Source organism: Enterococcus xiangfangensis (assembly GCF_005405365.1).
GTDB classification, from domain to species: Bacteria; Bacillota; Bacilli; order Lactobacillales; family Enterococcaceae; genus Enterococcus_A; species Enterococcus_A xiangfangensis.
This window is the reverse complement of sequence record NZ_BJDX01000002.1, coordinates 232,356-253,325: the sequence shown is the minus strand read 5'-3', so window position 1 is coordinate 253,325 and position 20,970 is coordinate 232,356. Positions and strand designations below refer to the sequence as shown.

General features: G+C 36.8%; 18 protein-coding genes, 1 pseudogene and 1 CRISPR repeat array. Of the genes and pseudogenes, 1 reads left to right on the top strand and 18 read right to left on the bottom strand.

Features of this window, described 5'->3' with window-relative positions:
* Positions 1-19: 19 nt before the first annotated feature.
* The 5 genes from FFM68_RS03375 to FFM68_RS13080 all read right to left on the bottom strand — a co-directional run bounded on the left by FFM68_RS03375 (position 20) and on the right by FFM68_RS13080 (position 3,589).
* Positions 20-1,315 (bottom strand): Sapep family Mn(2+)-dependent dipeptidase, encoded by a 1,296-nt coding sequence (locus FFM68_RS03375; RefSeq protein ID WP_371852002.1) that lies wholly within the window; start codon positions 1,313-1,315, stop codon positions 20-22.
* 97 nt (positions 1,316-1,412) lie between these two features.
* Positions 1,413-2,144, bottom strand: a complete 732-nt coding sequence (locus tag FFM68_RS03370; protein WP_137618027.1) for a GntR family transcriptional regulator, LSA1692 subfamily — start codon at positions 2,142-2,144, stop codon at positions 1,413-1,415.
* A 303-nt stretch (positions 2,145-2,447) separates the two neighbouring features.
* Positions 2,448-3,047 carry a short chain dehydrogenase gene (locus tag FFM68_RS03365; protein WP_137618026.1) on the bottom strand — a complete coding sequence of 200 codons (600 nt, stop codon included), beginning with the start codon at positions 3,045-3,047 and terminating at the stop codon, positions 2,448-2,450.
* Positions 3,048-3,149: 102 nt separating this feature from the next.
* Positions 3,150-3,335 (bottom strand): CsbD family protein, encoded by a 186-nt coding sequence (locus FFM68_RS03360; RefSeq protein ID WP_137618025.1) that lies wholly within the window; start codon positions 3,333-3,335, stop codon positions 3,150-3,152.
* Positions 3,336-3,421: 86 nt separating this feature from the next.
* On the bottom strand, positions 3,422-3,589 hold the full coding sequence (locus FFM68_RS13080) for a hypothetical protein (protein ID WP_167483443.1): 168 nt from the start codon (positions 3,587-3,589) through the stop codon (positions 3,422-3,424).
* A gap of 74 nt (positions 3,590-3,663) precedes the next feature.
* Here FFM68_RS13080 and FFM68_RS03355 point away from each other — a divergent pair, with 74 nt between their 5' ends.
* A complete protein-coding gene (locus tag FFM68_RS03355; protein ID WP_137618024.1) occupies positions 3,664-3,843 on the top strand; it encodes a hypothetical protein in 180 nt (59 codons plus the stop codon).
* 31 nt (positions 3,844-3,874) lie between these two features.
* On the opposite strand, the gene FFM68_RS03350 is transcribed toward FFM68_RS03355, so the two are convergent.
* The 13 genes and pseudogenes from FFM68_RS03350 to FFM68_RS03290 all read right to left on the bottom strand — a co-directional run bounded on the left by FFM68_RS03350 (position 3,875) and on the right by FFM68_RS03290 (position 20,943).
* Complete coding sequence (locus FFM68_RS03350; RefSeq protein WP_137618023.1) at positions 3,875-5,059, bottom strand: MalY/PatB family protein; 1,185 nt, start codon at positions 5,057-5,059, stop codon at positions 3,875-3,877.
* Entirely contained in the window at positions 5,046-6,092 is a 1,047-nt protein-coding gene (locus FFM68_RS03345; protein ID WP_137618022.1) for a M42 family metallopeptidase, read from the bottom strand. Before FFM68_RS03345 ends, FFM68_RS03350 begins: the two co-directional genes overlap by 14 nt.
* A complete protein-coding gene (locus FFM68_RS03340; protein ID WP_137618021.1) occupies positions 6,079-7,158 on the bottom strand; it encodes a M24 family metallopeptidase in 1,080 nt (359 codons plus the stop codon). The genes FFM68_RS03345 and FFM68_RS03340 overlap by 14 nt, the downstream gene beginning before the upstream one ends.
* A gap of 110 nt (positions 7,159-7,268) precedes the next feature.
* On the bottom strand, positions 7,269-8,618 hold the full coding sequence (locus tag FFM68_RS03335) for a PTS sugar transporter subunit IIC (RefSeq protein WP_137618020.1): 1,350 nt from the start codon (positions 8,616-8,618) through the stop codon (positions 7,269-7,271).
* Positions 8,619-8,633: 15 nt separating this feature from the next.
* The gene (locus FFM68_RS03330; RefSeq protein WP_137604078.1) at positions 8,634-8,972 is read right to left on the bottom strand and encodes a PTS sugar transporter subunit IIB; all 339 of its coding nucleotides are present in this window, start codon (positions 8,970-8,972) and stop codon (positions 8,634-8,636) included.
* 30 nt (positions 8,973-9,002) lie between these two features.
* Positions 9,003-9,326, bottom strand: a complete 324-nt coding sequence (locus FFM68_RS03325; protein ID WP_137618019.1) for a PTS lactose/cellobiose transporter subunit IIA — start codon at positions 9,324-9,326, stop codon at positions 9,003-9,005.
* Between the two features lie 5 nt (positions 9,327-9,331).
* Positions 9,332-11,257: a BglG family transcription antiterminator gene (locus FFM68_RS03320; RefSeq protein ID WP_137618018.1), complete on the bottom strand. Its 1,926-nt coding sequence runs from the start codon at positions 11,255-11,257 to the stop codon at positions 9,332-9,334.
* A 270-nt stretch (positions 11,258-11,527) separates the two neighbouring features.
* The gene (locus FFM68_RS03315) at positions 11,528-11,845 is read right to left on the bottom strand and encodes a DsrE family protein (RefSeq protein ID WP_137618017.1); all 318 of its coding nucleotides are present in this window, start codon (positions 11,843-11,845) and stop codon (positions 11,528-11,530) included.
* Between the two features lie 219 nt (positions 11,846-12,064).
* A CRISPR array of direct repeats spans positions 12,065-12,827; the repeat unit is 37 nt; unit sequence AGTTTTGGAAGCATTCAAAACAGCATAGCTCTAAAAC.
* Between the two features lie 119 nt (positions 12,828-12,946).
* Complete coding sequence (gene csn2, locus FFM68_RS03310; protein ID WP_137618016.1) at positions 12,947-13,612, bottom strand: type II-A CRISPR-associated protein Csn2; 666 nt, start codon at positions 13,610-13,612, stop codon at positions 12,947-12,949.
* Complete coding sequence (gene cas2 / locus FFM68_RS03305) at positions 13,599-13,940, bottom strand: CRISPR-associated endonuclease Cas2 (protein WP_137618015.1); 342 nt, start codon at positions 13,938-13,940, stop codon at positions 13,599-13,601. The genes csn2 and cas2 overlap by 14 nt, the downstream gene beginning before the upstream one ends.
* Positions 13,937-14,806, bottom strand: a complete 870-nt coding sequence (gene cas1, locus FFM68_RS03300) for a type II CRISPR-associated endonuclease Cas1 (protein ID WP_167483447.1) — start codon at positions 14,804-14,806, stop codon at positions 13,937-13,939. Before cas1 ends, cas2 begins: the two co-directional genes overlap by 4 nt.
* Positions 14,806-18,794 (bottom strand): annotated as a pseudogene (cas9, locus tag FFM68_RS03295) (type II CRISPR RNA-guided endonuclease Cas9). The gene cas1 and the pseudogene cas9 overlap by 1 nt, the downstream one beginning before the upstream one ends.
* A gap of 703 nt (positions 18,795-19,497) precedes the next feature.
* The gene (locus FFM68_RS03290) at positions 19,498-20,943 is read right to left on the bottom strand and encodes an FGGY-family carbohydrate kinase (RefSeq protein WP_137618013.1); all 1,446 of its coding nucleotides are present in this window, start codon (positions 20,941-20,943) and stop codon (positions 19,498-19,500) included.
* Positions 20,944-20,970: the final 27 nt, after the last annotated feature.

The window sequence follows — 20,970 nt, the reverse complement described above, 5'->3', positions numbered from 1 at the left end:
TGCCAGGCCTTCTTTTTGATTATTCAACTAGTTTCAACATTCCGTGCATATAAATTTCCATATTTAATAATAGGTCCTTTTCATCCATATACTCATCTTTATTATGAGCGATTCCCTTTTGACCGGGAAAGGATGGACCAAATGCCACGATATTCGGAACAAAGCGTGCATAAGTAGCTCCTGTAGTCGTAACCGGCGTCCCATCTAGATTGGTTACTTTCTCATAAACTTCTGTTAATAATTGGACATTCAGATCATCTTTGGGAAAATGACTACTTTTAATGCGACGAATAACTTTTAATTGGCTTTCAGGAGGCAAATGATTTTCTAGTGCTTCCGTCACATCTGATTCAGTTACCGAAACTGGGTAACGAACAGCTACTGAAAGAGCAAGCTGGTGTTCTTTCTTTATTAACTGATACGGAGTAAGCATTAATTTTCCACTATCTATATCCGAAAAATCGATTCCCAACCCTTGTCCATAATGTTTTTCCGATAGGCTTCTTACCACCCACGCAAAATAGTCACTTAGCTTTCCAGAAATTGATTCTTCTTGAACCATTTTTTCTGCTAATAGAGTGATCGCGTTTTTCCCAAGTTCTGGTGCGTTAGATGGTGCCCGCTTACCAATAACACTAATTTTTTCTCCGTTGACCGTTACAGACAACTCATCTGGAACATGATCTCGTGCTTGATCGCCAATAAATTCTCCTAAAATAGTTAGTTCATTATCAGGAATCGCTGTCAATATTTCATAATTGACAATTCCACGTTCACCATATACTACCGGATACTTACAATCTGGTGTAAAACCAAACTGGGGTGCCTTTTCTTCACTTAAATAAAGTGGAATATCCGAACTACCACTTTCTTCATCTGTTCCAAAAATGATTCGAATTGGTTTTTTAATAGGAACATTCAATTCTTTTAATAGCTTCAATCCAAATAGACAGGAGAGAATCGGCCCTTTATTGTCTAATATTCCTCGTCCATAAAAACGGTGATCTTTTTTACTTAATTTAAAGGGAGGAAAAGACCACCCTTCACCGGCGGGGACAACATCTAAATGACCTACCACGCCAATATAATCTTCTCCTTCACCCCATTGAGCATAGCCCACTGCATCATTTACGATTGCTGTTTTAAATCCATATTTCTGTGCCAATGCCATCACAGTCTCTAAAGCCTCTTTAGGTCCTCTCCCAAATGGAGCATGTTTAGCAGAGGGGCCCTTTACACTTTCAACCTGCATTACTTGATCAAGATCTTGATAGAATTGCTCTTTGTTTTCTTCGATCACTTTTCTAAAATCAATTGGCATAAAAAAACCTCCCAGTTTTTATTTATCTATTTTTTTCAAAAGAAATTATTAGATTCACCCATTATTTTATCTGCGTGTTAAATTTACTAAATCAATGATTGTAACGAGTCAATGTCGTTTTAAATACATAGCGATCCGAGCGATAGTATGAAATATCATAAAAGATTGGTGTTGCATCTAGTGCATAAGTTACGGAATGAACTTGCAATAACGGATCGCCCATTGGAACATTCAAAAGCTTTGAAAGCTCTGGCTTTACTAAAATAGCTTCTACTTCTTGATGTGAATAAGCAATTTCCGTCTTTTTCTCCAATAATTCAAACAAAGATCCGTTGAAATCTTCTTCGGTCAATCCTTTTATGTAATATTCAGATAAATAAATTTTTTCAACTGTCATTGGTTCGTCATCTAAAATTCGTCGACGAACTAACTCATAAATTGGATCACCTTGTTCTAATTGCAATGCAGTTAAAATTTTATCCGTTGGTTCGCTGATTTTTCTAAACGAAATCACTTCAGTACTACTTGTTTTCCCATATGCCTTTGCTGCCTCAGTAAATCCTTGCAGACCAGAACGACCACTCTGAATTTTAGGCTGCGTCATCACGTAACTTCCTTTACCACGATGTTTTACTAAAATATTTTTTTTAATCAAATCATCAATGGCTTTACGAACAGTTAATCGACTACAATCAAATTCTTTAGCCAGATCATATTCTGATGGTAGTTTCTGTGCGCTTACATAGACTCCTTCATGAATTCGTTTTTCTATTTCAAATGATACTTGATCAAATTTTGCTTTTGTCGTTTTTTTTTCTTGCATATTCTCTCCTTAATCAATCCCTTATTATTATCAAAATGTCCTCAAATTTACTATACTGATACTTAAGCAACTTGGCTAAATAAACTTTATTGATACAGTTTATTTCAGTATATACTTTACAGTACATACTATAACTAGAAGTTGGAAGAATTCAATCATTCTTAAGTTTTTCTTTTTAAAAAATTGTTCTTAGCTAATTATACGAAAACACCCAAACTTCTATAGGAAAAAGGATCAACAGAGTATCTATTGATCCTTTTTTCGCGTCTAGACTTTCATTTTACTGACTGGAAGTGACTTTCTTTAATATACTTGGTATTCTTGTCCTGTTTGTTTGCCTTCGACACTTTTGACATAGGCCATTGCTACCCGTTCTGCGGGGACTGGGACAAATCCTTTGAAAGAGTTTTGATATTTATCATAGGACTCAACTAAAACATTTGGGCTGACACAATTGATGCGGATGCCTTGAGTGAAGTCGATTGCCGCTGCTTTTACAAAAGCTTGTACTCCGCCATTTGCCATCGCTGCAGAAGCACCGCCAGGGACTGGATCATCTTTCATAACGCCTGTCGTCAACGTAATGCTTCCATTTCGCCGCAGATACTTTTGTCCGATCAGTGCTAAATTAATTTGACCTAATAATTTGCTTTGTACGGCTACTAAATTATCTTCTGGGGTCATTTCTTCGACTAACCGAAATTTAGCTGTTCCTGAAGCATTAACGATCCCATCGACATGTCCTACTTTATTGAACATCGCTTCAATACTAGCTACTGACGTTAGATCGACCTGCACATCTCCACTAGTTCTGCCAGCAATGATCAGCTCATGCTTATCTTTTAATTTTTCAACAATCGCCTGTCCAATCGTTCCTTTTCCACCGACTACTAAAATACGCACAACTTAGCCACTCCCTTAACTTCTTTTCTTCTATTATAATGCAACTTAAAGAATCTTTCAGCTGGTCCAAGAAAAAAGACCCGCTGCCGCAGGTCTAATCGATTATTCTTTTTCTTTATCGATTTTTTTATTGAACTTTTCGGCAACATCGTCTGCAGTTTCTTTTGCTTTGTCCTTAGCTTTGCCGATTTCTTGTTGAACCTTCCCTTTTAATTCGGTCGATTCATCGTCTGTAATTTTGCCTTTTGCTTCGTTCACTTTACCTTTTAGTTCATCGTTATTTGTCATAATAAACCCTCCTGTTTGATAAAATAAGCGAAAATTGTTTCTAAAATAAGTCTACCATCGAGAACATCAGAAGGCTATGAATCTGCTTACTGACATAAAAACCGCTCTGCTTGTTGGACTTCTTGGCGCAATGACTTGATACGCTCTTCTTTTAACTCACTGGAAAATTTCAAGCACTCCAGACGTTCTAATTCAATTTTCATCGCCGTCAGCTCTTCTTCCACCTCTAAAATAACGCTTTCATTAACTTCCATTGTACATTTCCTCCCAAGCATCCTGCACGGATCATCTACTAATTCTATGCTACACTGCTTTTGAGGTGAAGTAAATGCGAAATACTTGGTTGGAAGAACAATTAGCTGGGATTTCAGAAGAAAAATATCAGTTTATTGTAGTAGAAGCAATCAAATACATTGAACAATTAGAAGACGACAATGAAAGTTTACAAATCGCTCTGGAAGGCAACATTTGGAGCCCAAAAAAATGGAACGAAAAAGCAGAGAAGTAAGCCAAGTGTTAACGGCTTGCTTCTCTGTTTTTTAATGTTCATCTAAATAGCTAATGGCATTCATCAATCGCTTTGCACCATCGATGATTTTTTCTTTGGGCGCACCTAGATTGAAGCGAAGATAGTTTGTCCCTTCTGTTCCGTAAGTCGCACCTTTCATAATAGCGACTTTTTCTCGTTTGACTAAAACTGTTTGTAACTCTTCCATTGAATAAGGCAGTCCTTCAATGTTGATCCAGCCGAGATAAGTTGCTTCCGGAATCACAAAACGGATACGCGGATCGGTATCTAGCATTTTTTTCAGCTCGGCAAAATTTTCATCAATGGTTCGATTCAAGTCAGCTACCCAGTTTTTTTGATTGTTGTAACAATCCATCGTTGCAAGCAACGCAGGATATGGAATAGAAGACAAACCGTCGCGTCCTTTTAATATACTTAAAAAAGATTCTCGTAAAGCGCCCTCAGGAAATACAGCATACGAGCCACCCAATCCTGGAGAATTGAACGTTTTAGAAGCAGAAGATAGCAAAACAACCGGCACTTCGATTTGATTCATAAATGTCACGATCGGTAAATGTTTTTTCCCAGGACGGCGAACATCCATATGGATCTCGTCACTGATAATTGTGACTTGATATTGATTGCACAGAGAAATCAGTTGTGTCAGCTCTTCTTTTGTAAATACTCGTCCCGTTGGATTGTGCGGATTGCACAATAAAAAGATGGCCGGTTTGACATCTGCAAAGACTTTTTCTAATTCAACAAAATCAATAGTGAATTGTTCATCATGATTTGTCAGCGAAAAGGTGACTAATTCGCGCTTGTTGCCGCTGATACAGTTAAAAAAAGCGTCATAACATGGAGTAAAGGTAACAATTTTATCGTTTGTTTGACTCAGTAATTGGATACACACGGACAGACTGTAAATCACGCTAGGCGAATAGACGCACCATTCAGGTTCAATTTTACACGCAAATTCTTCTTGGAACCAATGGCTGATACTTTCTTTATAGTCCAAATGGTTCCAACGTGTGTAGCCAAAAAAACCGCGAGTAACCGCTTTTTCTAGGATATCGATCGTACCATCAGGAATCATAAAATCCGTATCTGAAATAGAAAATGGCAACAATTCTTTTTCACCGAATCGATCTTGGACGTAATCCCATTGTGTCGAATACGTACCATAACGAGAACGTTGCTCCTTAAAATTGCTCAAGATCGACGCCTCCTTCATCCAACGAACGGATAACTGCAGACAATAAGTTGATTGCCTCTTCCACATCAGAAATCTCTACGATGGAATTCCACGAATGGCAATAGCGGACCGGTACACAAAAAACTAACGTTGGTTTGCCTGCGAATAATTGGACGGAGCCAGCATCCGTACCGCCGCCGCCAAGCAGATCATATTGCCAAGAAATTTGATTTTTTTCAGCGACCGCTTTGCAATAATCCAATAACTTTATATTGGCTAACGCTGTTTTGTCTGCTAACACTAATCCTGGTCCATTGCCTTGAATTCGATTGGGAAATTCAGCCGCTTTAGGCGTATCTTTCCCATTTGCAACATCGATAACGATATTAATATCTGCTGCAACTTGTGCTGCTGCAACTTTTGAGCCGCGTGTTCCGGCCTCTTCTTGGACAGTGCCGACCCCGATAACTTCAATGTTTTTCGGATCGATCTGGTTTTTCACTTGTGTCATCACAGTGCACGCCACCCGATCATCCAGCGCCTTTCCAATGATTTTCTTTTGATTGAAACTTTTCTTTGCCTGAGTATTAGGTAAAATCATATCACCAATCTGCAATCCGGCCTCTTCTAGCTCGGTTTTTGAATGGGCACCAAAATCGATGTACATCTCGCTGATTGGAACAACTTCAGTCATTTTATGACTTGTTTTAGGTAAGGTACCAACGATTCCTTCTAAAACATTTCCATTTTTACGACAAGTTGCCCTTACTTGTTGGCCTAAAATGACATGACCCCACCAACCACCAATCGGATAGAAGTACACAAATCCATCCTCTGTAATACGATGAACGAAGAAACCGACCTCATCCATATGAGCATACAATGCGATTTTTTTCTTCTGCGTCTTCAAATCACCAAAATAAAGGTTGCCAAAAGCATCTTTAGTTGCCGAATCTTGAATCACTTCTTGCAATGCTGCTTGAACTTGAGCTTCTTGTCCAGGCAATGCATCTAAGTTGGATAGTTTCATCAATAATTTATCACTTGCAGTCAATTGTCATCCACTCCTTATCAAACTGCGTCAAAATTTCAGCGCGGCCTGCTTCATTTACAACGATGTCGTCTTCAATCCGAATACCAAAACCAGCTTCTGCCAAATACACGCCTGGTTCAATGGTAAAGGTCATATTCTTTTCAATCAGCAACGCTTCCTTTGGTGCCAATGCAGGATATTCATGACATGAAAGTCCGATTCCATGGCCAAGATTATGACTGAAATATTGTGCTAAATCGTTTTGCTGTAATTCTTGTCTCGTAAGCTGATCAATATCGCCTAAAGATTTCGTTAACTCCACTGCTTGAATTGCTTGTTTTTGTGCTGCCAGTAATTTTTGATACGTCGTTTGAATTTCTGCTGCTACTTCTCCAAAAGCAAATGTTCGTGTGATATCCGAATAATAGCCTTGATAAATCGCGCCAAAATCAATCATGATCAATTCATTGGCTGCAATCTTTTTCTGACTAGCGTGCGCGTGAGGCAAAGCAGTACGGACACCTGAAGCTACGATCGTTTCAAAGGCAGGTCCCTCACTGCCTAATTTTTTACTGCGATAATCAATTTCATTAGCTAATTCCAATTCACTCATTCCACTGCGAATCAGCGGTAAGATCAACTCCAATGTTTGATCAGCAATCACAGCAGCTTGTCTGATAGCCTGGATTTCTTTCGCCGTTTTGATCATTCGCAAACGTTCAACCAAATTCTTTGTAGCAACTAATTTCCCACCTGCTGCGGTCATCAAAGATTGTAATTCGGTAAATGTTTGATAAGCGATTGTTCCTGCTTCAAAACCTACTGTCAATCCTTTGACGAATGGTTGCAAAGTCGCAACTAAATTCCCACCTACAGGAATCTCACAAATTTCAACACCATTTGTTTGTTGCTGAGCTTGCTGCGTATAACGGCCATCGACAAATAATCGTAATTTATCTTCAGTAACCAACAGCAAGCCATTCGATCCGGTAAAGCCGCATAAATAGCGGCGATTGATTTTATCTGTCACTAACAAACCGGCTAGTGCCTTCGCAGCTAATTTTTCGCGTAATTTGTCTATCTTCATTTGTTCACACCTCTTGATCCACGAAATCTGTTCTTTTGGTTGGATCATTATTTTTGTTGCTATACTAAATTGAAAAAGCAAAAAGGACAGTTGAAACTGTCCTTTTTTGGCTAGAAATCAATATCTGTTAAATATTGTTCGTCGTCATCCGAAATGACAGAATTGGCTTTTTCAGCTTCTAATAATGCTTCGCGTTCTAATTCTTGTTTTTCCAAAACTTTGAAGAATGGCAAATACAAGCCAAATGACAACGCAACTTGGATCAATTGGACTATGATTGAGCGCCAGTCAAAACCTGTCAAAAATCCTTCCATAAAGACTGGAACGTATGGTGGATCAAAGATTGGGAAGTTCAACAAGCCTAGTTTCATACAAATCATTGGGAACATCCCTACTAGTGCGCCACCAAAAATGAATGGAATCATTAAAACTGGATTCAAAATAATCGGAACTCCGAAAAGAATCGGCTCATTGATTCCGAAAAGTGATGGCAATAATCCTACTGCCCCAACTTTTCTATACCGTGACGATTTGCTGATCAGCATGGCTAAAACCAAACCAATCGTGACACCCGAACCAGTGAAGTTGGCAAAGGCTGACAATGTTCCATTTGTGATAACATGTTGCAATGGTTGACCTGCTTCATGGGCAGCGATATTTTCTGATAAATATTGAACGGCAATCGGTGATAAGATTGGTGACAATACAGCTGAATGGATCCCAAAGAACCAGAAAACTAAACGTAAAACTAATACGATGTAGATGATCCATAATGAATCAAGACTGCCGATTGCTGGTGCCAAAACATCCATGATAACTTGTGGCAACAAGACACCGCCAGATAAACTGTCAGTCACTGCACGAATCACGATAAACAAGATTCCGATTGCAGCAGTTGGTGTAATCAATTCGAATGAACTAGAAACAAAATCTGGCACACCTTCTGGCATTTTAATGACCAACTTGTGCTTAGTAAAGAACTGATAAATTTTTACCGAAATAATAGCAATGAAAATAGCGGTGAATAACCCTTTTGAATCAAGATAAGCGGCAACGATATTGCCATTTTTATCGACATCCATCGCGACGATCAAAAAAGCGATCGCTGAAAGCATCATAGAGCCGACGGTATAAAGTTTATAATGTTCACTTAAAAAATACGAAATAGCTAAAACAGCATACAAACCAACTAAACCTAATGAAACTTTTGAAATAATCCCAAAAATATAGCCATAATTTTCAAACCAATTAGCAACTGCTTGAGTTTTGATAAATTCAGGAATAGATGGGAAGATCGCTGCGATAGACCCTAATAATAATACCGGGGTCATTACGACCATCCCTTTTTTGATTGCAGTCAAGTAAGGATTGTTGTCAACTTTATTGGCAACTGGAACCAATGTTTTACGGATAAATGCTTCAACTTTTTCAAAGCTGCTTTGTTTCTTTGGATTTTCCATTTTTCTCTCTCCTAACTATTGAGTTTTTGATGCTTGATTTTTACGATAAGCGACTAACGCTTGTTTCATTACAGTAGCGCCATCCATCGAACCGTAAATATCAGATGTCAATAAGACAGTCGGTTTATTGATTTTATCGGCTTCTCCTTTGATGAAATCATATTTATGGCTTAATTGCGGTCCGACTAAAATAACATCGTAATCATTGATATACCGATCCAATTTATCCACACCAATCGCTTCCATTGGGTAGTCTTTTTCATCCAAACTTTTTGATTCTTTGACGATTTTTTTCATTGACTCCATCATCATGGTTGTTGAGAAGCCCCCAGCACAAACTAGTAATGTTTTCATATCTATCTCCTCCTAAAAATTTTTATATTATTACAAAGCTTTTGCTTTGCTTTGTTCTCTTAACATACCGATCATTTCTTCAATCAAATCACGAGCTAAAATGCTCGTCATCAAATGGTCTTGTGCATGGACCATCAATAGACTAGTTTCGGTCTTATCTCCATTAATCTCGCTAGTAATCAATTTTGTTTGTACATCATGTGCGTCGATGCTTTTTTCTTTGGCTTCTTGCATTTTGGCATCTGCTTCATCAAATTTTCCTTTACGTGCTAATCTCAATGCCTCAAAAGCTGAGCCTCGTGAATCACCTGCTGCAGAAATAATTTTAAAAATATCCATTTCTTGATCGTTCATTTGTTTTATCCTTCTTTCATCAAACTTTTCATGTAAGACATAAAGTCTTGAAAATTCATAATCTTTGTTAATTGCGAATCTAACATAGGATCTTCCATCATTTTGATCATCAGACGACTGATTTCCTTATGCAGATTCAAATGATCCTTTTTGATATTGATCAAAAAAATGATTTTTACTTGTTTATCGCCATACAACAGCGGTTTTTTCAGCAAAATCACATCAATAACTTCTCGAATCGCCGCTTGTTCCATTGGATGGGGACCTGCGACACCTTGCTGGTAAATCGTATCAATCATTTTTTCTCGCTTTAAAATACTTTGTTTAAACCCTTGTTCGACCCAGCCTTGTGTTTCTAAACGTGCCCCTTCATTTGCCAAAAGTTCCAAGTAATTTTTGGCGTGTTTCTCGATTTGAAACCAGTTCGGATCAAACAAACTTAAAATAAACTGGTTCACATCTAAGACTTTATTTTGCGTTTCCCGCAGAAGATTTAAATCTTTTTCGATCTTTGCTATCTCCGTCTGACTCAAAATTGTTTTAGTATAAATAATCGGAATCTCCAGATCAGCATGTTCTAACGGAACAGTTGAGATCACTAAGTCAAAACTTGAATCAATTTGGTCAATTTCATTTAATGCAAAAGTATCAACTTCCGCATTGCTGAACAATCGTTCCAAATTGACCTTTAATAGATAAGCTGCCCCGCCGCCGGTCGAACAGATCACGGCGATCTTTTGATAATCGTCAATAAGTTGATTGGATTGTTTCTCTAGGCTTGCTACAAAATAGATTGCCACATAACCGATCTCATCTTTACTGATTTCTACATCCAGTCCCTTATTCAGCTCGTTGACAAAGATCATCGCGACATTGAATACGTTCGCATATTGTGTATAAATGTCTTCAATGATTGGATTTTCTAGTTGATGTCCGGTGTAAAGTCGTTGCAGCAGCGGTGCCACGTGCAACAACAAGGCATTCGCCAAATCTTGATCGTTACGAAAATGTGTATGATACAGCCGGTCAACATGCTCCAGTGCTTTGCCAATTGCTTGTTCTAGTTGTTGATTTCCCGCAGAATTCTCTAAAACCGTAAGCTTTCCTCGCAATTGTTCTTCTAAATATTTCTTTTCCACAGTTGAAAAGGTCAGCTGATATGTTTTTTCCAGATAGGCAACTAGTTTTTCTGTCAAACGATCATACTCATCAACGGTCACCCCACATTTTACCTCGTCGTTGTTTAACGTATTGTTTTGCATGATACGAAAACACAGCAGCCGAATATGTTGAACAACATTTTCAAAGACGACATCACTGATCTTTAACTGATTTTCTTGCAGCTGCTCTTGCAAGAAATGCCGCAACGCCTCTTCATCAAAAACAAAATTGAATTCTTTGTACTTTTCAGTCAAAACAGGGGTATTGATCGTGTTGCGAATCAAGTATAAAATTGCCCGCCGTTTTTTACTTTCCGTTCCAAGAATTTTTAATCCATAATGTGCTTTGCCAAAAAGCTTCAGTTCATAACTCTCACAAAACTGTTCAACTTGTTTAATGTCAGCTTTGACAGTCGACAAGCTGACATCTAGCCACTTGGCAATTTGCTGCATAGTGATATAGTCCTCGTGGAACAACAGCAATAATTCAATATTTTTGATTCGCTCTTGCGGACTTGAATTGTCTACCTGCTCATGTTGCTTTGATTGAGCCAAGTAATTTTGAAACTTAATTTGATCAAGGATCTTCAACTGGTACCCTTTCGAACGAATCCGCTCGATCGAAAAACCTTCTGAAAAACCCGTTTCCTTCAACCATTTGATATCATTTGCGAGTGTTCGCTCCGATATTTGAAACGCAGCGGCTAATACCTTGGGAGCAATCGCTTGCTTCTTCGCATATAAGTATTCAACAATTTTTTCTTGTCTCATGACTACCTCCCGCTTACAAATAAACTATACAATGTAAGCCCTTTAGTTAAAATAGCAACTTTTTCAATTAAAAAATGCAAAAAATGACTGAATAGTTATACTTAACATTAAAGCACTATTAAAATAAAATGAAAGTCTTTTTCAGAAAATATTTTGATAAATCAAAAAAAATTTCAAGGTAAACGTATTCAACTACTCTCTACCGTTCTGAAAAAGTAATTTGGACAAAAAAATAAGTCCTTCCTCTGAAGGACTTAAAAATTTAACCGATCAACACTTGACATAAGAATATCCTTGTTCTTGCAACTTAACCAAGCCAATCACACCAGATTCAATGATCTCAACTTGCTCATGCATCTGCTTTGAACGCACACGGAAATTACGCATCGATTGATGGCAAGCTTGATACGTAACATCTTGATATTCCTTCATAAACTTGCTCATTCGCGGCAGTAAGTAGCCTTGAACCGCTTCCCCATTCATCAACAGCACAATCTCTGCATCTGGTTCAGTCAACAACACGTATTCAATATTATGACGCGCTTCTCGGATCATTCCCAACTCATCAACATGAAAAACTACTTTCATTATAAAACGCCTCCTGAAATTCAATTAATGGATAACTCCATTTTTAATTTTTATTATTTATAGATAAAAAATGACTCTTCTCTTTGTCAAATCAGAATTTAGACTCGAAGAATAGTAAGCGGTTACAAAAAATTGATAGTCAATTACACAAAATTCTGAATTATCATAGGATAATACTTGTTACTTAGAACCAATAAAATTCTTTCACGCCTGCCAACCCTATTTAGAAATATTCAAAACAGCATAGCTCTAAAACTGTTTATTCACCTTCCCAACTTTTCTTCTAGTTTTGGAAGCATTCAAAACAGCATAGCTCTAAAACTCGTCATGTGTAATTCACGACCGTTTCTAAGTTTTGGAAGCATTCAAAACAGCATAGCTCTAAAACAGAGCGCGAGAAGGAAGAAGAGTTATTATAGTTTTGGAAGCATTCAAAACAGCATAGCTCTAAAACGAAAGATGGTATCAATACCACTATGTCAGAGTTTTGGAAGCATTCAAAACAGCATAGCTCTAAAACGATATTAAAGAATAAGAATATCTCAGAGCAGTTTTGGAAGCATTCAAAACAGCATAGCTCTAAAACGAGTTAAAAGCTCGTCTAAATGATTTGATAGTTTTGGAAGCATTCAAAACAGCATAGCTCTAAAACCTTCTCCTCCTTCTCGTTCCGGGCGTCGCAGTTTTGGAAGCATTCAAAACAGCATAGCTCTAAAACTCACAAATGCAACATATGGAAGACATTTTCGTTTTGGAAGCATTCAAAACAGCATAGCTCTAAAACACAGTTCAATGGATGGATTTTAAGTTCATGGTTTTGGAAGCATTCAAAACAGCATAGCTCTAAAACAACGTGTCATTTGTTCCTGTTTTAGTAACAGTTTTGGAAGCATTCAAAACAGCATAGCTCTAAAACTTGAGGACTTACTCCGATTATTTAAAGAATGTTTTGGAAGCATTCAAAACAGCATAGCTCTAAAACCTCGTAGACCGTTTTGGTCTCTAAAAGTTTCGTAATCGCGCCATTCATCCATAGCAAGATTTCAGCTTTGAATGCTTCAATTATTATTCATATTTCATTGTCAAAGAACATATTACCATTTAATCATCTGTTACAAAAGTCAAATAATAATCTTCATCTAAGATATATTGATCAATTCCCATTATTTTTCTTGGTTCCAAATAAAGAACCGTTGTATTGTATAAGGAAATATATTCATTCAACTCTACTAGTTCCTCTCTGGTCAGATAGGAACAAATATTGATAAAAACCAATAATTTTTTCTTGGTTAGGTTTTTAAAAACTTGAATAATTTCTACTAATTTTTCAAAAATTGAGTCACTTGTTGTTTCAATTTTGATTCCTAAAGCTTTGAATAGCTCAATGATAGTAATTTCATCACACTCTAAGTCTAATTCATGTTCTAATAACTCATAGTTGATCAACTCGCTGATTGTTGCAGTAAGCTTGTCAATCATTGATTTTACTTCAGGTTTTTCATTCAATTGTACTTCTAAATCTGCATAGATCAGTTTTAATGTAGTTGCCGAATTAATATCATAACCCAAAATATCTGTAATCACCATTAATTCTGTTGCTTTAACTGATTTTTGTTTATCATCAAACAATCGAAGTTCTGAGTCGTCATTATACTGATAAAAATATTTTGTTAATAAGGCAAAAATTTTAGTATCCTCGACTGTCAAAATCGTAGCAGAATTTAGTTCAATCGGCTGATCTAACATGTCAAAATTAATCTTCAGCATAATTATCTCCTAAAAAGACAATTCTGTCATCTGTATTTTCAACACAAGTATCATATTCACCATTTAAATAAATCATTCGTGAAAACTGCTTTTCAGTTACCGTCAGAACCGTGATCAGCCCTTTCTTAGGATTATTTTGTTTTAATCTCGCTACCATTGCCTTAGATGCCGTCCCATTTAATAAAATTTTGCTATAAACCGAAAACTGATGCATGATGAATCCTTCACTCAATAAAAATTTACGGAAGTTACGGTATGCTTTTCTTTCATCCGCCGTTTCAGTCGGCATGTCGAACATCAATATCATCCTCATATAACGATAACTCATATCCTAAACTCCGGAATCCTTTCTACTTCTTCATTCAATGCTTTAATTACTTTTTTAGTATAATCACTAGCAATATTCGTCAAAAACATTGCCTTAGAATTGTAAGTGTATTGATTCGTAAATAACTCAAACAACACTCGTTTGATTACCTTAAACTCAGCTGTGCGGTTTGCATAAACGATTTGATCAACGATCGGTCGGAAAGGCTCCATCAAATCACTGGCTAAATTAAAATCATTAAATTGATTAGCGTGTTTCAATCCAAACTGTGTCATACAGCCGCATTTGACGATTTCTCGGGCAAAGATACTCAGCAATAAAGTATACCCATAATTCAATCCCGCATTGACCGGGTTTTCATTATCACGCGAGAAATCATTTCCAAATAATGTATTGAAATATATTCTAGCCGCATGGCCTTCACGATTTGATGGATCAAATATCTCAAGTTCCTTATGCAAATTCTTTAATGCGTTTGCTTTTTCGGAAAACTCTGATTCTACTAAAAATTGAGATTGATTCAATATTTTTTGTGAAATAATTTCTGTCCAAACGATTCCCTTTTGTTCCAATGTCCAATTCATTTGACGCCCTAATTGTAAACTACTGTCGTGGCGTCCATAAAATGGCAACAGTTTTCCAATGGGCAAGCGTTTATCATCACAAAAAAGAATCAAAATATTTTCATCGACCAAACGTTTTATCAGCATGGTCGTAATTAAAATATCTGTCGTCTCTAAAAGTAAAACATCGATTTCAGAAAGATGAATCATTTCATTTTGAGTAGCTGATTTATAAACTAAATGATTATTTTTATAGGCTAATTTTGAATGTGTATTTACCACAATCGTTCGCCATCCCATGATTATTCACCTAATTTCCAATGTGTTTCATACAAACCGGTAATTGACTGGTTAATAATGGTTGCGGTTAAAAGTTCCTTAGTACTCGTGTAGCGTTTGCGCGGAATTGTTGTATCAAAAAATTTGAACTCTGCGGGTGCACCCATCGCATTAAACTGCATCAGATTCAAAAAAGATTGAGCAGTTAATTTGATATCTGCGTCTTGATTTTCTTCAAATAGATTCTCTAAGATACCTAAATTTTTATCAGCCAAAGTATAGATAGCCGCAAATTGTTTCACTGTTTCAAATAATTCGTCAAACAGTTCTCTGTGCTCTATTAAATATTTCAAACTTTCCCCATTTAAATCTTCGTAATGTTTGGCATGATAAAGCAGTTCAACCAAATGATTGGGTAGTACCATCTGATTCCCTTTTTGAGCCTCTGTAGCACTAGCAATCAACCTGCGTCGCCCGTTTTCCAATTCATACAAAGCATATTTTGGCAGTTTAGCCACAACTTGCGGGTTGATATAGCCTTTCTCTGTTAAGAATTTCTGAGCATTTTCTTCAAAATTTTTGTGCTCCATAATTGTGATGCCTACGATATCTTTAGTTATTTTCTGAGACTTTCCTTTTTCATGTGTAATAACGACAGAGTAAGCGATATTGGGGCTGTCAAACCCACCATATTTTTTAGGATCCCAGCCTTTTTTTCGTGCAATCAATTTCGAGGAATTTCCTTTTGCTTGGATAGATTCTTTAGAAAATCCCCCCGTTTGAATCTCCGTTTTCTTTACAATATTCATTTGGCGGTAGCTCATCACTTTTTTGACCATTGAGATATGTTTCTGATCCCAAAGAATCTCACCATTTTCATCTACCCTTGGTTGATCTTTTTCGAAAAAGAGCATTAAATTACTGTAGAAATTCTTTTTAGCTGTCGCTTTATTTTCTTTGAATAAATTGAACTTTTGATAGTCGCCATAAACAAATTCTGGTTCAAGTTTTGGATAAACCTTCAGAAGAGCTTGCGCAACAACACCATTCAAATACGCATCATGAGCATGGTGGTAATCATTGACTTCGCGGACTTTATAAAGCTTGTAAATCTGGCGAAATTGACTAGTCAAAGCTGATTTCAACGTGATGACTCGAGTGGGACGATTCTCATCAGTATTATATTTTTGATGTAAGATCCGAGCGACATGTTTCGTGATTTGCCGAGTTTCGACCAATTGTCGTTTAATAAAATGGGCTTTGTCGGTTTCTGTTAAACCACCACTAATACCTTTAGTCAAATTATCAAATTTTCGTTGACTGATCAGATTGGCTGTTTTTAATTTTTCCCAATAATTAATCATTTTCCTAACAACATCTGAGCTTGGTACATCATTGGATTTTCCACGATTTGCTTTCGAGCTGACTAGAACCATATTATCTATAGAGTTATCTTTTATAAAACTTTGTGGAATAATATGATCAATATCATAATAAGCAAGCTTATTGATGTCTAATTCATTACCGGTATACATATCTTTGCCGTTTTGCAAATAGTATAAAAATAACCGATCATTTCTTAAATTAGCCCCTTCTAGCGGATACTCTTTCAAAATATTACTACCCAACTCTTTCATTGCATCTTCCAAAACTTTTTGCCGAGCACGAGATTTATTTCTTCCGGCAGTCGTCGTTTGATTTTCTCGAGCCATTTCGACCACAATATTTTTTGGCGGATAACCCATGATCCCAACGATTTCATCAACAATTTTCAAGCTTTGAAAAATACCTTTTTTAATTGCTGGGCTTCCTGCAAGTTCTCCAACGACCTCATATAGGTCTGCTGATTGATCGACTGATTGCTCTTTTTCAATAATTTCTTTGAAGGAAAGATTTTCATCGTTAATCAACTGCATCAGATTACGATTCTTATTTCTTGGGAAATCATCATCTCGCATCAGATAATCTAAGATGGTTTTTTTGATTGCTTGTCTCGAATGCCATTGATCAACTTGGCTGACAAACGGCCCCAGCCAGTGTAATGTCGTCGAGCTAATTTTTTAAGAACTGCTTGATCAAAATACGGCTCAAAATTGCTCAATTGCTCTTTAATCATTTTTTGATCTTCAAAAACCGTTAAGATTTTAACAATCTCCTCAAATAGTTCTTCATTTTTCGGATCATCCAACATTTTTTGATCTACTCCGAGTTTTATCAAATCATGATATGTTCCGTAACTTGCATTAAACCGTTGCTCGATTCCTCTGATTTCAGCCGTTTCGATCATATAGTGATTTTTCAAAAATTTTTCAAGTAGACTTTTGTTGACTTTACGATTTTTTTTGAATAACTCGCGGAAAATTTCTTGCTTCTCAACACTTGAAAAATTTTGGACTTCCCCACGATCATCAATATACGATACTTTAGTCAACTCATTAAATACCGTGTATTTCTCATAGAGCATGCTGTGTTTTGGTAATACTTTTTCTTGAGGCAGATAACTGTCATAATTGGTCATTCGTTCGATGAACGCTGTCGCTGATTTTCCTTTGTCGATGACTTCTGCAAAATTCCAAGGGGCGATCGCATCATCTTTTTTTCGGCTCAGCCAAGCGAAACGACTATTTCCTTTAGCTAACGGTCCAACATAATAAGGAATACGGAACGTCAAGATTTGTTCAATTTTAGTTTTATTTTCTGCTAAAAACGGATAATAACGGCTTTGCTTATTGATGATTGCTCGCAATTCTTCCAAATGAATTTGATGAGGAATCACACCATTATCAAAGGTTCGCTGTTTTCTTAAAAAGTCTTCTTTTCTTACTTTATCTAAAAAGTAATCCGCACCTTCCACATTTTTGAGCAAATTTTCCACATACTTGTAAAAGTCTGCCTGTGTTGTTCCTTTTTCGATGTAGCCAGCATAGCCATTTTTCTGTTCATCACGAAATACTTCAAAATATTTATCAGGCAACTCTGTTCGAATAAATTTTTTAAAAGTCTCTAGATCGGCTTTATGCTCGTCATAACGTTGAACTAAACTAGCAGATAGTTTTGCTTTAGTACTTAGATCTTTAACTGTCAATATTCCTGACAACTCGACTGCATCATAAACAGTCTTTGCAGCTGCAAAAACTTCTGCATAGTCATCGCCTATCAATCCTAAAAGACCTTCAAGTTGCTCTTCATACTCATCTTTTGAAAACTGCATTTTAAACTCTTCATCCAAATCGAAGGTCTTCTTAAAGCTCCCTTGATTCCCTACAATCATCTTCAAAAACTGCATAAATCTTCCCGTTGATTTCTCTTTAGGAAATAATTTAAGTACAGTTTCTGCTTTTTTCTGCCGGGAAAGACGTTTTTGCAATATCGTGCTGACATCTAGTGTTTCATCGATTGACTCGCTACTATTTTCTGGATTCTTAAACGTTTGGTTATACACACGTACAAAGTTTTTAAATGTTTCTTCTACTGAAGAATTTTCAGTGTTTAATTTCCCTTCAATTAAAAAATTCCCCCGAAATTTAATGATATGTGCCAATGCCAAATAAACCAGCCGCAGGTCGGCTTGCTCAGTGGAATCCGCCAAATATCTTCGCAAGTGATAAATCGTTGGAAATTGCTTATGGTATGCCACCTCTTCGTCCAATGTCGCAAAAATTGGATGACGTTCATTCCGTTTTTCTTCAGGAACTAAAAAGCTGTCCTCTAAACGATAGAAAAAATTCTTATCAGCCGTAGCGATCTCTGCTTGAAAAATCCCTTGTAGGTAGCGAATCCGATTGCGTCGGCGTGTATATCTTCGCCGCGTCGTTCGTTTCATTCGTGTTCCTTCAGCCGTTTCTCCTGCTTCAAACAAGCGAACGCCCCAAAAATTTTTCTTACTTTGTTTCTTTAACCCATTTCCTTGGATCCTCATATTTTTTTTGATCAAATCGTAGTTAGGATCTAGTACTGCCCAGCCAACTGAAGCTGTCCCGATATCTAGTCCAATTGTATAGTCTTTATTCATTATGTCCTCCCCAAATTTTTTTGATTTAGGCGTTTACTTTTTTTCTATTCTTGTTATAATGAGTGTGTTGGAAGTATTCAAAACAACATAGCGAGTTAAAATAAGGCTTAGTCCGTAATCAACTTTTAAAGTGGCGCTGTTTCGGCGCTTTTTTTGTGCTATTTTATTGTTTATCTTCTGCTAACGACAGCGCTTACTGAGAGTTTATCACTATTTTTACCTATATAAAACAGAAACTTATTCTTTTTTCTAAAGGAAGATTTCTATTAAAATTTTTGAATTATTTTAATTATATGATAAACTTGCTAACCTCTAAAAATAAAAAAAGAGAGGACTAAAGTCAAAATTATCCCGATTTCAAAAATCCAACTTTTTTGGGAGTATTTTTTAGGATTAAATATAATTTTGAGCCTAGCTTGAGAACCCTTCATGAATAGTTGAAAGACAAAGTGGAAAACTAATATCTGGCAATAAAACGTTCAATTAGGATTACACTACAGGTGAATCACTGAGTTAGCACGTACTGGTTCGGTAAAGAAGAGCTGTTTAGCTAAATCCCCTTATGAAAAATTTCTTTAGCTTATTAAAACAAAAGATCTTTTATAATAAGATTTGGCGTATTTTTGATACTCAGAAAACCGCCTAACAGTTAGTTAAAAAAAATGGAGTAGATTTCTCTACTCCAAGAAGGTCTAACTTTTTTCTAATTTTCTGAATGCAATACATCGTAAGTTTTTTTCAAGACTTCATCGGTGTAATCAGTCAAACTTTGGTATACCTCTTCATTTAGTCGTCTATAAATCATAACATTTTCTGGTTTTGGTGTGAAAATATCCTTAACTTTAACCATTTTATCGACTGCTTCTTCATAACTTTCATAAATACCTAAACCAACCGCAGCATTGATTGCAGCACCGACGCTAGCGCTGCCATTGACGACATTACGCTTGATTGGCAGATTGAACACATCGGCAAAAATCTGCATTAATAAATCGCTGTTTGACCCTCCACCTGTAACAATGACCTCATCAATTGGGTGTCCCAGTTCATCGATCATACTTGTTACGTTATTTTTCATAGTATAGGCAATTCCTTCTAAAATTGAACGATATAAATAACGATAGTCGTGATGTGCGTTAAACCCAATCATTACACCACGTTTGAATGGTTCCCACGGATTAGCCAACCAATCTAGTTTAGTCATTAAACCATCACTTCCAGCAGGAACATTTGCTGCTTGATCATTCAAATATTCTTCTTCGCTGATACCTTGATAATTAGAACGGATACTGATTTTTTCTCCTAAAAGGTCTTTAAACCAAGAAACCGTCCACATTCCACGACGAATGCCATAACCTTCATAAATATAACTGTTTGGCATTGATGATAAGATTCCCCAATAATTAACAGCATCGCTTGGCGGCATTTCTTTTCCCATCATCATACTGCAAATATAAGTCCCCAAAGAAACAACGGCACTGGTATCCTGAATTAATCCTGCACCCAGCGCTTCAACTGCTTTGTCACTGGTTGTTGCAAAAACTGGTACCCCTTCCGGTAAACCTGTTTTCTCACTGGCTTCTTTAGTAATCACGCCTAGTTTATCACCTGGTTTCACTGCTTCAAACAGCATATCTTTAGGCAAATTATATTGTTTTAAAACTTCTTCATCATTCGACCAATCCCATGTTTCATAATCAACTGGCCACTGACCAAAGTTATTGCCAATATTGTCTCTAAACTCGCCTGTCAATCGATGAGTAATGTATCCGCTTGTTGATGTTACATATTGAACATCTGGATTGTCATGAACATACGGTGTTGCTGTACGCCTATCCATCCAACTAATAACTGGTTGCGCCAGTGTCCCGTCTTTTTTTAATAACACACGACAGCAACGGATAAAGCCTAGACCAATCCCAACGATATTTTCTTTTCGTACTCCAAAATCATCCATTGCTTTGGCTGATGCAACACATAAAGCATCCCACAGATCATCCCCTGGATGTTCAACTACAACATCATCCCCTAAATGCATTGGGCGTAATGCTTCTTTACCTTCGCCTACAATATTTCCTTCCAGATCAAAAATGACGATCTTAGCACTTTGGCTCCCACCATCAATACCAACAATATATTTTTTCTCCATATGGTCCTCCTTGTTTATTCGATTGCA